At 72.4% G+C, this 12,613-nt stretch carries 9 protein-coding genes; 6 read left to right on the forward strand and 3 right to left on the reverse strand.

Going from position 1 to position 12,613, the window contains the following annotated elements; genetic code table 11:
• Positions 1 to 16: 16 nt before the first annotated feature.
• The 4 genes from leuD (at position 17) to AB5J73_RS21330 (ending at position 6,523) form a co-directional block, all read left to right on the forward strand.
• Complete coding sequence (gene leuD, locus AB5J73_RS21315) at positions 17 to 619, forward strand: 3-isopropylmalate dehydratase small subunit (RefSeq protein WP_370971548.1); 603 nt, start codon at positions 17 to 19, stop codon at positions 617 to 619.
• A gap of 225 nt (positions 620 to 844) precedes the next feature.
• On the forward strand, positions 845 to 1,567 hold the full coding sequence (locus AB5J73_RS21320; protein ID WP_370971550.1) for an HU family DNA-binding protein: 723 nt from the start codon (positions 845 to 847) through the stop codon (positions 1,565 to 1,567).
• 944 nt (positions 1,568 to 2,511) lie between these two features.
• The gene (locus AB5J73_RS21325; protein ID WP_370971551.1) at positions 2,512 to 5,355 is read left to right on the forward strand and encodes a BTAD domain-containing putative transcriptional regulator; all 2,844 of its coding nucleotides are present in this window, start codon (positions 2,512 to 2,514) and stop codon (positions 5,353 to 5,355) included.
• A gap of 289 nt (positions 5,356 to 5,644) precedes the next feature.
• The gene (locus AB5J73_RS21330; protein ID WP_370971552.1) at positions 5,645 to 6,523 is read left to right on the forward strand and encodes a transposase family protein; all 879 of its coding nucleotides are present in this window, start codon (positions 5,645 to 5,647) and stop codon (positions 6,521 to 6,523) included.
• A gap of 74 nt (positions 6,524 to 6,597) precedes the next feature.
• Here the strand turns inward: AB5J73_RS21330 and AB5J73_RS21335 are convergent, their stop codons facing one another.
• From AB5J73_RS21335 to cofC, 3 genes are read right to left on the reverse strand one after another with little or no spacing between them, the layout of a single operon-like run.
• Positions 6,598 to 7,551: an NUDIX domain-containing protein gene (locus AB5J73_RS21335; protein ID WP_370971553.1), complete on the reverse strand. Its 954-nt coding sequence runs from the start codon at positions 7,549 to 7,551 to the stop codon at positions 6,598 to 6,600.
• Positions 7,548 to 9,911: an RNA degradosome polyphosphate kinase gene (locus AB5J73_RS21340; protein WP_370971555.1), complete on the reverse strand. Its 2,364-nt coding sequence runs from the start codon at positions 9,909 to 9,911 to the stop codon at positions 7,548 to 7,550. The genes AB5J73_RS21335 and AB5J73_RS21340 overlap by 4 nt, the downstream gene beginning before the upstream one ends.
• A gap of 55 nt (positions 9,912 to 9,966) precedes the next feature.
• Positions 9,967 to 10,587, reverse strand: a complete 621-nt coding sequence (gene cofC / locus AB5J73_RS21345; RefSeq protein WP_370971557.1) for a 2-phospho-L-lactate guanylyltransferase — start codon at positions 10,585 to 10,587, stop codon at positions 9,967 to 9,969.
• A gap of 215 nt (positions 10,588 to 10,802) precedes the next feature.
• On the opposite strand from cofC, the gene AB5J73_RS21350 reads away from it, so the two are divergent.
• Both AB5J73_RS21350 and AB5J73_RS21355 read left to right on the forward strand, forming a co-directional pair.
• Complete coding sequence (locus AB5J73_RS21350) at positions 10,803 to 11,525, forward strand: lysophospholipid acyltransferase family protein (RefSeq protein WP_370971559.1); 723 nt, start codon at positions 10,803 to 10,805, stop codon at positions 11,523 to 11,525.
• Complete coding sequence (locus AB5J73_RS21355; protein ID WP_370971561.1) at positions 11,525 to 12,541, forward strand: NAD(P)H-dependent glycerol-3-phosphate dehydrogenase; 1,017 nt, start codon at positions 11,525 to 11,527, stop codon at positions 12,539 to 12,541. Before AB5J73_RS21350 ends, AB5J73_RS21355 begins: the two co-directional genes overlap by 1 nt.
• The last annotated feature ends 72 nt before the right edge of the window (positions 12,542 to 12,613 follow it).

Here is a 12,613-nt window from a genome sequence, read left to right on the forward strand (position 1 = left end):
CCGAGGAGCTCCCACCATGGAACCGTTCACCCAGCACACCGGCGTCGGCGTCCCGCTGCGCCGGTCCAACGTGGACACCGACCAGATCATCCCGGCCGTCTACCTCAAGCGGGTCACCCGGACCGGCTTCGAGGACGGCCTGTTCGCCGCCTGGCGCGGTGACGAGGACTTCATCCTCAACCAGGAGCCGTTCAAGGGCGGCAGCGTGCTGGTCGCGGGACCGGACTTCGGAACCGGTTCCTCCCGCGAGCACGCCGTCTGGGCGCTGATGGACTACGGCTTCCGGGCCGTCATCTCCGCCCGCTTCGCCGACATCTTCCGCGGCAACTCCGGCAAGGGCGGCCTGGTGGCCGCGCAGTGCGAGCAGCACGACGTCGAACTGCTCTGGAAGCTGCTCGAGAACGAGCCCGGCACCGAGGTCACGGTCGACCTCGAGACCAAGACCGTGCGGGCCAAGGACTTCACCGCGCCCTTCCAGATCGACGACTACGTCCGCTGGCGGCTGCTGGAGGGCCTCGACGACATCGCTCTCACGTTGCGCCATGCCGGTGAGATCGATGCCTTCGAAGGCGGCCGCCCGTCCTGGAAGCCGACCACGACGCCGATCACCGCCGGCTAGCTCGTTCCACAGCGGGATCCCTTGCCCGGCAAGGGATCCCGCTGCCGTTTCCGGCTCCGGAACACGGCCGGACGGCGCTTGCGAGGCCTTCTCCGCGGGGCGGAACCCGCCCCGGGGCAAGGGAAAGGGTTCGCGTGCCGGTTGGAATTTGTGCTGCCTTGGTAATACCGTGTTGTGGTCGGCCGACCGGGCCGTGGACGGGTACTCCCTTCTTGGAGGACTGGAATGGCCAACAAGGCCCAGCTGATCGAGGCGCTGACGGAGCGCCTGGGCGACAAGAAGGCCGCTTCCGAGGCGGTCGACGGTCTGGTCGACATCATCATCCGGACGGTCAACAAGGGCGAAAAGGTCAACATCACCGGCTTCGGTGTGTTCGAGAAGCGCGCCCGCGCGGCCCGGACGGCCCGGAACCCCCGCACCGGCGAGGCCGTGCGCGTCAAGAAGACGAACGTGCCCGCGTTCCGCGCCGGAACCACGTTCAAGGACGTCATTTCCGGCGCGAAGAAGCTGGCCAAGGCAGCACCGGCGAAGCGCGCGGCCGCGGGCACCCGCGCCTCCACGACAACGCGCGCAACCACCCCCCGCGCGGCGGCGGCCAAGCCGGCGGCGGCCCGGGCGACGGCGACGCGCACCCGGGCGGCAGCGGCGAAGCCGGCGACGACGCGTACGAGGGCGGCGGCCCCGAAGGCGGCTGCGGCCAAGACCACGACGACGCGCACCCGCGCGGCGGCCACGAAGACGGCGGCGGCGAAGCCCGCGGCGGCCAAGACGACGGCGGCGAAGCCGGCGGCCGCCAAGACGACTGCGGCGAAGCCGGCGGCCGCCAAGACGACTGCGGCCAAGACGACGGCTGCGAAGACGACCGCCACGAAGACGACCACGACCCGGAAGACCACCGCGGCCAAGGCACCGGCCAGGCGAGCTTCGACGGCGGCGAAGAAGAGCTGACCTCCGAAAACTGTCGGACCCCTGCGGTAACGTGAAATCGGGGGGTCCCCAGGGGGCGACCTCTGGTCAGGTGAGCGACTTTTCGGGCAGGGCCCCGCGCGAAGTGCGCGGGGCCCTGCCGCATGTCCGGGGCTTGGTGCGGCGGAAGCGCTGCCGGCCGGGGTCGGCTCCAGCGGGAGGACCGGGCAAGGCGGTGCCACCTGGAGGAGAGGCGCTTCCGGCGGAGACGGCTTCAGCTGGGAGAAGTGGGCAAGGTGCGCTGCTGGCCTGGGCTGGTGGGGCCGAAGTGATCCGGGCTGGCGGCGTGGGCTGGTGCACGAGTTCGCGGGGTCGGGTCCCGGCTGGGGAGAAGTGCTTCCGGCGAGGCGGCTTCAGCTGGGAGAAGAGGGCAAGGTGCTCTGTTCGCTTGGGCTGGTGTGGCAGAAGCGGTCCGGGCTGGCGGGTGTGGGCTGGTCGGTGCGCGAGTACGCGGGCCGGGTCCCGGCTGGGGGAGAAGTGCTTCCGGCGGAGGCGGCTTCTGGGGGCGCAGAGGGCAAGGTGTGCTGCTGGCCTGGGCCAGTGGGGCAGAAGTGATCCGGGCTGGCGGGCGCTCGGCCTGGCTGGTGCACGAGTGCAACGGGCCGGGTCCCGGCTGGAGGAGAAGCACTTCCGGCAGGGCCCGGTGCGGCACAAGCGCTGCCTTCCGGCCGGACTCGGCTCCAGCGGGGAGAACCGGGCAAGGGTGCGTGCGCGCGCCGCTGCCCGTGCGGCAGAAGCGATCCCCGCCCGCGACCCAACCCCTAACCGGAACCGGCCCAAGAAACCCGCCCCTCCGGCCGTGAAAGTCACTCACCGCCAACTCCGCTATCCCGAACGGAACCTTCACCCCACCCGCTCGGCCGAACCCCGCGCCCGGGACCGGTTCCGCCCAATTTCGCAAAGTTGCTTGAGCGCCCGGCCGAGTGATGCCACGCTGCGTTCCTCGGGGCCCGCGTGCGGCGCGGGCCCGGCGGTGCGCGACGGCTAACCTGGGGGCGACCACCATCGACATCCGGCTGCTCGGCCCGTTCCAGGTGCTCGTCGGCGGTTCCCCGGTCGTGCTGACCAGTTCCCGGCAGCGCGCGCTGCTCGCGACCCTCGCGCTCGCCGCGGGCCGGCTGGTTTCGATCGATGCGCTCGCTCGCGGGGTCTGGGGCGAGACGCCGCCCGCGCACATCCGGGGCAGCCTGCAGACCTACGTCATGCGCCTGCGCCGGCTTTGCGGCGAAGACACCGTCGTCACCGAGCCGGACGGCTACCGGCTGGTCGTCGACCCGTCCCGGGTGGACGCGCTGCGCTTCCTGCGCGCCCTCGACCAAGCCGCCGCCACGACCGATCCCGCGCAGCGGCGGGCGCTGCTCACCGCCGCGCTCGCCACCTGGGGCGGGACTCCGCTGGAGGGCGTCGGTTCGCCCGCGCTCGCCGCCGAATGGGGGCCGTTGCTGACCGAGCGGCACCTCTTCGCCGTCGAGCAGCGCATCGACCTCGACACCGGGCTCGTCCCGGATGCGCGGCTGGTCGCCGAACTGACCGACCTCGTCGCCCAGCACCCGCTGCGGGAGTCGTTGTGGGAGCGGCTGGTCCGCGCCCTCGCCCGGTCCGGGCGCCGCGCCGAAGCACTCGCGCGCTACGCCGGGCTGCGCGCGTTGCTGGCCGACGAACTCGGGGTCGAACCGGGGGAGGACCTGCGGCGCCTGCACGCCGAACTCCTCGCCGCCGACGCCGGGCCCGCGGCGCACACCGTTCCGCGGCAGCTGCCCTTCGACGTCGCCGGCTTCACCGGCCGCGGCCCCGAAATCGCCGAGCTCGACCGGCTGCCGCCCGGCGGGGCCTCCGGCATCGTCGTCATCGAAGGTACCGCCGGTGTCGGGAAGACGTCGCTGGCCGTGCACTGGTCGCACCGCGTCCGCGACCGCTTCCCCGGTGGCCAGCTGTTCCTCGACCTGCGCGGCCACTCCGCGGGCACCCCCGTCACGCCGGACGCCGCGCTCGCCGGCTTCCTCCGCGCCCTCGGCGTCCCGCCCGAGTCCGTGCCTTCCACAGTGGAGGAACGCTCGGCCCTGCTGCGCAGCCGGCTCGACGGCAGCCGCACGCTCATGCTGCTCGACAACGCCCGCGACGCCGACCAGGTCCGCCCGCTGCTGCCCGGCTCCGGGAACCTCGTGGTCGTGACCAGCCGAAACCAGTTGCGGGGCCTCGTCGCGCGCGACGGCGCCCGCCGCATCGCGCTGCGGTCCTTCGACGACGGGGACGCCGCCGCGCTGCTCGCCGGCAGCGTCGGCCCGCGGCGGCTGGCCGCCGAACCCGACGCCGTCGCCGAACTCGTCCAGCTCTGCGGGCGCCTGCCGCTCGCGCTGGCGCTGGCCGGAGAACGCGCTTCCCGCTTCCCCGGCGTTTCGCTCGCCGGCATCGTCGAGGAACTCCGCGACCAGCGGCTGCGCCTGGACACCCTGCGCGACCCGCAGGACGCCGGCACCGACCTCCGCGCCGCGTTCTCCTGGTCCTACAAGGCCCTCCGCCCGGCCGCCGCCCGGTTCTTCCGGTTGCTCGGCCTGCACCCCGGCCACGGCTTCAGCCTGTCCGCGGCCGCCGCGCTCGCCGGTACCGACCTGCGCGAAGCGCGCGAACTCGCCGACCAGCTCGCCGCCGCGCACCTGCTCAACCAGCCCGGCACCGACCGCTACCAGTTCCACGACCTGCTGCGCGTCTACGCCGCCGAACTCGTCGAAACCGAAACGACCGCGGACGACCGCGCGGCCGCCCTGCGCCGGCTGCTCGACTGGTACCTCGCCACGGTCGCGGAGGCGAACAAGCTCGTCCGCCCCGACCTGCTCACCGAGGACATCACCCTCGGGCCGCCGCCGGTGCCCGCCGTCCACTTCACCCAGCACGAGCAGACGATCGCCTGGTACGCCACGGAACGCCCGGCCCTCACCGCACTGGTCGGCGTCGCGGCCGCCCGCGGCTGGACCGCCCACGCCTGGAAACTCGCGTGGCTGCTGCGCGGCTTCTTCGCCGAACGCCACGACCGCGACGACTGGATCACCACCGCGCGCGCGGCCGTCGCCGTGACCCGCGACGCCGGCGACAACACCGGTCTCCAGTACAGCGCCAACAACCTCGGCTCGGCCTACTTGCGCACGCTCCAGCCGGACCAGGCGCTGGAAGCGCTGGAGGAGGCCCGCGCCGCCTCGGAGTCCGGCGGCGGCACCGCGCTGGCCGTGGCGATCCTGTCGAACCTCGCCGGGGCCTACTACGTCCGCGCCGAGTACGCCGAAGCCGAGCGCTACGCCCTCCAAGCCGTCCACCTCGCGCGCGACCACGGGCAGCGCACCTTCGTCCCGCACGCGCTGCTGAACGTCAGCGCCAGCCGCATCGGCCTGCACGACTACGACCACGCGGCCGAAGCCGCCGAAGCCGCGCACGAGGCCTTCGCCGAGTTGGGCGACCGCTACCACGCGGCGCTCGCCCTCGGGAACGTCGCCGAAGCGCTCGCCGGCGCCGGACGGCACGACGAAGCCGAGAAGGCGGGCCTCGACGCGCTGGCCGAGCTGAAGGAGCTGAACGCCGACTACGGCACCATCGACGTCCAGATCACCCTGGGCCGCCTCAAACAGCGCACCGGACGCGGCCGCGAGGCGGGCGGCCACTGGACCGAGGCGCTGACCGTCAGCCAGCGCCTCGGCGACCCCCGGGTCACGGAGATCCAAGCCCTGCTGGCCACGGTGCCGACAGACGAGCCCTCGCCCGGGGATGCGCCGTACCCCTAGCCCGGCGCAGCCCAGCGGGACCCGGGACAAGTACACCAAGATCTACTGTCAGGACGCTGTCTTCCCGCCCCGGGCCCCGAGCACCCCAATGTGGCGTTGGTTGCGTTCAACGCACCGAACGCCACATTGGGTGCGCTGGACGCACCGAACGCCACATTGGGGTTGTTTCATCGTGGTTGTGGCTGGTTGGGGCGGTGTGGCTGGGTGGATGAGGTTGCGTGGCAACACCTGCCCGCGCGGACCAGCGTGGTGGCCCGGACATAGGCGAAGCCCTCGGCAAGATCGAGATGTGAGTCAATCACCCGCCGAGGGCTTCGGTTCTCTTTCCTACCAGGTCACCCTTCCCCTCTCACGACAGACCCTGCAGCTGACCGCCGAGCTGATCCGCACCCATCGCCGGCGGCGGCGCTCCCGCTGGCGCAAAGCCACCCCGGCCGGGCAGGCCCTGGTCGTGCTGGCGGTGCTGCGCCACGACCCCCGCCTGGCCCACATCGGCGCCGGCCACGGTGTCTCAGCGGCCACGGTGCGCCGGTGGGTGCTGGAAGTCATCGCCCTGCTCGCCGCCCGAGCCGCACGGCTGGACCGCGTGCTGCGCGGCCTGCTCACCCGAGGTGAAGCAGTGGTGCTGGTCGATGGCACCCTGATCCGCACCCGCCGCCGCACCGGGCGAGCGAACCGCGGCAACTACAGCGGCAAACACAAACACCACGGGCTGGTCGTGCTCGCGTTGACCGACGAGGCAGGCCGGTTGCTGTGGGTATCGGCGGTGCTGCCGGGCAAGACCGCCGATATCACCGCCGCCCGCCGGCTGGGGCTGCGGGAACGGCTGCACGCTCACGGTCTGACCCCGGCCGGAGATAAAGGGTTTCACGGCTGGCACAAAGACGTCCGCGGCACCCGCGACTGCGGTATCTGCGGCGGGGTGTGTGAGCAGATCGTGCTCACCCCTGACAAAGCCGAGGCGAATCGGCCGTTGACTCCGGGCCAGCAGCAGGCCAACGCGGCGTTCGCTGCGATGCGCTGCGCTGTTGAGGGCGGCTTCGCCGCCCTCAAAGCCTGGCGGGTGCTGGACAAACTCCGCCTGCATCCCCGCCACGCCACGACGTTGCTGCGGGCTCTGCTCGTGCTGACCCAGCACGAGCAGAGCGTCCGACACGCCCAGGCCTGAACCAATACCAGACTTGGTCAACCCGCCCTGACCAGCACAGACCACGATGAAAAAACCCCATTGGGGTGCTTTGGTCAGGAGCGGGTGGGCGCCGGTGCCGGGAGCGCGCTCGGGTAGTAGTCCGCCGCGAGGAGCAGCGGGCCTTCCTCGGCCGTCGGCGGGCGGAACGACAAGACCCAGAACGAGCCCTTCTTGCTGGGCACGACCCCGCCGCGCGCGGCGGACAGCTCCACGCCGTCGCGGTCGGCCAGCGCGCTCACCAGGTCCGGGATCACCCCGCCCTGGCTGGACACCACGGGTGTCCCGCCGTCGCCGGCCACGGCCAGCAGCCGCGCCACGCCGAGCACCGGGTCCGGCCAGTAGCCCTCTTCCGAGAACAGCGGTTCGTGCCGGACTTCGGCGCCGACGTCCTCGGCGATCCCGTGCACCGTCTGCACGCACCGCAGCCGCGGCGCCGACAGCACCCGGTCCGGCCCGAACAGCGCCACCACGCGCCGCAACGCGGCGGCCTGCCGCTGGCCCGCTTCCGAGAGCGGGCGCAGGTCGTCGTCGCCGGTCCACTCGTCGCGCTTGCCCGCCTTCGCGTGCCGCACCAGCAGCACCGTCGACAGGCCCACCGGCAGCTCGCAGAACGCCCGCAGCACGCGCACGTCCCCCGGCCGCGTCAGCAGCTTTTCCGCCGCCGGCGGCTCGAGCCAGCGCAGCTCGTCGACCTCGTCGTTCGCCGCGAACTCGCCGGACACCGCTTCCGCGGCGAAGTAGTCGACCGTCTTCGGCACCGTCCCGGACCCGTCGCGCGACGGCACCGCGTACGACGTGCGCGCCACGTAGCGGCCCAGGACCGCGGCGAACCCGGTCTCTTCGCGCACTTCGCGGACGGCGGCCTCGGCGATCGTCTCGCCCGCGTCGAGCTTCCCCTTCGGCAGCGACCAGTCGCCGTACCGCGGGCGGTGGACCAGGGCGACCTCGGTCACCCCGGCGGTGACGCGCCACAGCACCGCGCCGGCCGCCCGTACCTCGTGGGTCATCCGGCGGCCCCGTGCAGCTTCGCCAGCTCCAGCTGGTGGTCCCGCACCCGCGAGCCGTCCGCCGGGAACGGCGCCCACTCGCCGCTTTCGGTCAGCACCCAGCAGCGCGTCGCCGGGTCGAGCGCCGAGTCGAAGATGTCGTCGAGCTGCCGGGTCAGCTTCGGGTCCTTCACCCGCACCAGCGCCTCGATCCGCCGGTCCAGGTTCCGGTGCATCATGTCCGCGCTGCCGATCCAGTGCGTGCCGCCCGCGCGGAAGTGGAAGACCCGCGAGTGCTCCAGGAACCGGCCCAGGATCGACCGGACGTGGATGTTCTCCGACAGCCCTTCGACACCGGGCTTCAGCGTGCAGATCCCGCGCACGACGATTTCGACCGGCACCCCCGCCTGCGACGCGTGGTAGAGCGCGTCGATGACCTGCTCGTCGACCAGCGAGTTGCACTTGATCCGGATCCCGGCCTGCTGCCCGGCCCGCGCCAGCTCGATCTCCTCGCCGATCGCGCGGACGATGCCCCGGCGGATGCCGTGCGGCGACGTGAGGATCGTCCGGTAGGTGTCCTGGCGCGAGTAGCCGGTGAGCACGTTGAACAGGTCCGTGACGTCCGCGCCGATGCTCGGGTCGGCGGTGAACAGGCCGATGTCCTCGTAGAGCCGCGCGGTCTTCGGGTTGTAGTTGCCGGTGCCGATGTGGCAGTACCGGCGGATGGTCGAGCCCTCCTGGCGCACGATCATCGACACCTTGCAGTGCGTCTTCAACCCGACCAGGCCGTACACGACGTGCACGCCCGCGCGCTCCAGCGTCCGCGCCCAGGTGATGTTGGCCTGCTCGTCGAACCGCGCCTTGATCTCGACCAGCGCGACGACCTGCTTGCCCGCCTCCGCGGCGTCGATCAGCGCGTCGACGATCGGGGAGTCGCCCGAGGTCCGGTACAGCGTCTGCTTGATCGCGAGCACCTTCGAGTCGGCCGCCGCCTGCTCGATGAACCGCTGGACGCTGGTGGAGAACGAGTCGTACGGGTGGTGCACCAGCACGTCACCCTCGCGCAGCGTGGCGAAGACGCTCTTCGGCGTCTCGCGCTCGCCGAACGCCGGGTGCGTCGCCGGGACGAACGGCCGGTCCTTGAGCTCCTTGCGGTCCACACCGGACAGCTGGTGCAGGCAGGTCAGGTCCAGCAGGCCGGGCACCTCGACGACGTCGGCCGGGTCGACGTCCAGCTCGCGCAGCAGCAGCTCGAGCATGTGCTCGCTCATGTCCTGCGCGACCTCGAGGCGGACCGGCGGGCCGAACCGGCGCTGCGCGAGCTCGCGTTCGAGCGCCTGCAGCAGGTCTTCGTCGCGGTCTTCGTCGACCTCGAAGTCGGCGTTGCGGGTCACGCGGAAGACGTGGTGCTCGGTGACGTCCATGCCGGTGAACAGCTCGCCGAGGTGCGCGGCGATGAGCTCTTCGAGCGGCAGGAAGGTCGCGGTGCGGCTGGCGCGGTCGGTCTCGACGCGCATCAGCCGCGGCACGTTGCTCGGCACCTTCACCCTGGCGAACCGCTCGGTGCCGCCCTCCGGGTCGCGCACCGTCACCGCGAGGTTGAGCGACAGGCCCGAGATGTACGGGAACGGGTGCGCGGGGTCGACGGCCAGCGGCGTCAGCACCGGGAAGATCTGCTCGGAGAAGTAGCTGGAGAGCCGCAGCTGGTCGGCGCCGGAGAGGTCGGCCCAGCCGACGATGTGGATGTCGTGCTCGGCCAGCTGCGGGCGCAGGTGCTTCTCGAAGGCGCCGGTCTGGCGCTCGACCAGGTCCTGGTTGCGCTTGGCGATGTAGCCCAGCTGCTCGCGCGGGGTGAGCCCGTCCGCGCTGCGCACCAGCAGGCCGGTCTCGTCGCGGCGCTTCAGGCCGGCGACGCGGACCATGTAGAACTCGTCCAGATTGGACGCGAAGATCGCGAGGAACTTCGTCCGCTCCAGCAGCGGCTGCGACTCGTCCTCGGCCAGCGCGAGCACCCGCGCGTTGAAGTCCTGCCACGACAGCTCGCGGTTGAAGTACCGGTCGTCGGGCAGCGTCTCGACGGCGGCCGGCGCGGTGGTGACCGCGGGCGGCGCCGACGGCACGGCGCGGAACTCCTCGGCGTTGCGCCCGTTGCCCTGCGCGGAGCTGCGGCGGCGGGTGGTCGCCGGGGTGGCCTTGCGGGCCCGTGGCTTCCCGGCGGTGGCCCGGGCGGCGGTGTCGCGTGCGGTGGCCTTCGACGGGACCTTCTTGGCCTGGCCCGCCCGGCTGGTGGATTTCTTCGCCGTCTCCGAAGATCCGCTTGCCGGGTTCCTGCGCCTCCGCGGTGCGGGCGTGCCGCCGTCGTCTGTGCTCACGGACCCCATTCTTCACCAAGCCACGCGGAATTGCGCAGGGCGCGGTGAAGGTCAGATGAACAGCTCAGCGCGGTACCGCACAGGCTTCCGCCGTGTGTTTTCCGACACCCAGCGCGCGCACGTGGGCGAGATCGTCCGCGGTGTCGACGTCGCTGCGGAGGGTGGCGAGCGGCGCCCGCAGGGGGACGGCCCCGGAGCGGCGGTGCGCCGCCGCCGAACCCAGCCCGAACCGCGGGTCGAGGGCCGCGCCCGGCGCGGAGAGCAGCAGGGTGGTGCCGGTGCCTTGGCGGTCGGCGACGAAGGCGCGCTGCCCGGCCGCTTCCGCGATCGCCGCGGTCAGGTCGACGGCGCGGAGGGCAGGCAGGTCGGCTTGGAGGGCGCCCACGACGGCCGCGGGGTCGTCCGCGCGCAACCGGGCTTCGCCGTGCCGGAAAGCTTCGTTGAGACCTCCGAGCGGGGGTTCGGGGATGATTTCGACGCCGAGCTCCGCCAGTTCGGCGACGGCGCGGGGGTCGGCGGCGACCAGGAGGACGCGCCGGACCCGCCCGGCCGAGACGACGGCGGCGAGCGTGTCGGCGGCGAGGGCCAGGACCAGGGCGGGGTGCTGGTCCGGTTCGACCGCGCCACGCAGCCGCGACTTGCCGTCGCGGGGGTGTTTCATCGGCACGACCAGGTCTACGTCCACGTCTCCATCTTTACCGGAAAGCCGGGGCGGGTGCCGGGGCGCGGGGTGGGTTGTCCACAGGTGACGGCAGTTGTGGACAACCTGGGAGCGGCGGGCCGGCGAACCGCCCCCGACCAGGCCTCCCGGCCACCCCGGATCGCCCCGCCACGGGCGGAACGCACCCTCCCTGGACTGCCCGGACCCCGGCGCGGCAGGATCAGCACCGGACGTGAGACGTGGAGGAGGAGATCGTGGCCCGGCGTGAAAAGGGTGGCTTCTGGGTGGGGCTCGCCGCCGTACTGTTCTACCCGGTCACCGGGATCGCGCGGCGCGTCTACGTCGGGGACGAGAAGGTGCCGCGGCAGGGGCCCGCGCTGCTCGTGCTGAACCACATCTCGCACCTCGACCCGGTCGTCGACGCCGTCTTCGTGCACCGGGCGAAGCGGGTGCCGCGGTTCCTCGGCAAGGAGAGCCTGACCCGCACCCCGATCTTCGGGAAGATCTTCGTCGGCTCCGGGCAGATCCCGGTCTCGCGCGGGTCGGCCGCCGCCGGCGACAGCCTCAAGGCCGCGCACGAGGCGCTGCAGGCGGGCAAGGTCGTCGTGATCTACCCCGAGGGCACCATCACCAAGGACCCGGCCGGCTGGCCGAAGGAGTCCTTCACCGGCGCCGCGCGGCTCGCGATCCAGAACGACGTCCCCGTGATCCCCATCGCGCGCTGGGGCACCAGCCAGCTCTTCAACGGCTACACCAAGAAGTTCACGCCGTTCCCGCGCAAGACCATCACCCACCGCGTCGGCGACCCGCTCGACCTGTCGGCCTACCGCGAAGGCAGCGTCCGCAGCGCGTCGAAGCTGCGTGAGGTCACCAAGGTCATGATGGACGAGGTGACCCGGCTGCTCGCCGAGATCCGCGACGAAGAGCCGCCGTCGGAGGAGAAGCCGGGGGACGCCGTCTGATGCGCGCCGACGTGCAGCGGGTCACCGTGCTCGGGGCCGGGTCCTGGGGCACCGCTTTCGCGAAGGTCCTCGGGGACGCCGGCCGCGACGTCACGATGTGGGCGCGCCGGGACGAGGTCGCCGAGGACGTCCGCGAGCGGCACGCCAACAGCGCGTACCTGCCGGGTGTCGCCCTGCCGGAGAACATCACCGCCACCAGCGACCCGGCGAAGGCGCTCGAAGGCGCCGAAGCCGTCGTGCTCGCCGTGCCCAGCCAGAGCTTGCGCGCCAACCTGACGTCGTGGCGCGGTCTGCTGCCGCCCGACGCGATCCTCGTCAGCCTCGCGAAGGGCGTCGAACTCGGCACGCTCAAGCGGATGAGCGAGGTGATCGGTGAGATCGTCGGGATCGCCGCCACCGACGTCGTCGTCGTGACCGGGCCGAACCTGGCCAAGGAGATCGCCGCCGGCCAGCCGTCCGCCTCCGTGCTGGCCTGCGCCGACCACGAGCGCGCCGTCGCGATCCAGCGCGCCTGCGCCAACTCCTACTTCCGCCCGTACACCAACACCGACGTCGTCGGCTGCGAGCTGGGCGGCGCGTGCAAGAACGTGATCGCGCTCAGCACCGGGATGGCGGCCGGTCTCGGCCTGGGCACCAACACGATGGCGACGCTCATCACGCGCGGCCTCGCCGAGATGGCCCGGCTCGGCGCGAAGCTGGGCGCCGACCCGCTGACGTTCGCCGGGCTCGCCGGCGTCGGCGACCTGGTCGCCACCTGCTCGTCGCCGCTTTCGCGCAACCGGACGTTCGGCGAGCGCCTCGGCCGCGGCGAGACCCTCGAACAGGCGCAGGCGGCGGCCGGCGGGCAGGTCGCCGAGGGCGTCATGTCGTGCTCGTCGATCCGGGCGCTCGCGCAGAGCCTCGGGGTCGACATGCCGATCACCGACGCCATGCACCGCGTCTGCCACGAGGGCGTCGACCCGCGGCGGGCGGGCGCGGAGCTGCTCGGGCGGTCCCAGAAGCACGAGTGGTCCTGATCTCCCGGCAGGTGGGACGTCTTGACCGGGCGGGGAGCGGCTGCGACTCTGGTCGCATGTTCGCGCACGAAA

It is taken from the genome of Amycolatopsis sp. cg9, assembly GCF_041346945.1.
Taxonomy (GTDB): Bacteria; Actinomycetota; Actinomycetes; order Mycobacteriales; family Pseudonocardiaceae; genus Amycolatopsis.

What these genes read in the sequence shown, in the direction of transcription:
- leuD (WP_370971548.1), top strand. Translation starts at nt 17, where the DNA reads ATGGAACCGTTCACCCAGCACACCGGCGTCGGCGTCCCGCTGCGCCGG.
- AB5J73_RS21320 (WP_370971550.1), top strand. Translation starts at nt 845, where the DNA reads ATGGCCAACAAGGCCCAGCTGATCGAGGCGCTGACGGAGCGCCTGGGC.
- AB5J73_RS21325 (WP_370971551.1), top strand. Translation starts at nt 2,512, where the DNA reads ATGCCACGCTGCGTTCCTCGGGGCCCGCGTGCGGCGCGGGCCCGGCGG.
- AB5J73_RS21335 (WP_370971553.1), bottom strand. Translation starts at nt 7,551, where the DNA reads ATGACCCACGAGGTACGGGCGGCCGGCGCGGTGCTGTGGCGCGTCACC.
- AB5J73_RS21340 (WP_370971555.1), bottom strand. Translation starts at nt 9,911, where the DNA reads ATGGGGTCCGTGAGCACAGACGACGGCGGCACGCCCGCACCGCGGAGG.
- AB5J73_RS21355 (WP_370971561.1), top strand. Translation starts at nt 11,525, where the DNA reads ATGCGCGCCGACGTGCAGCGGGTCACCGTGCTCGGGGCCGGGTCCTGG.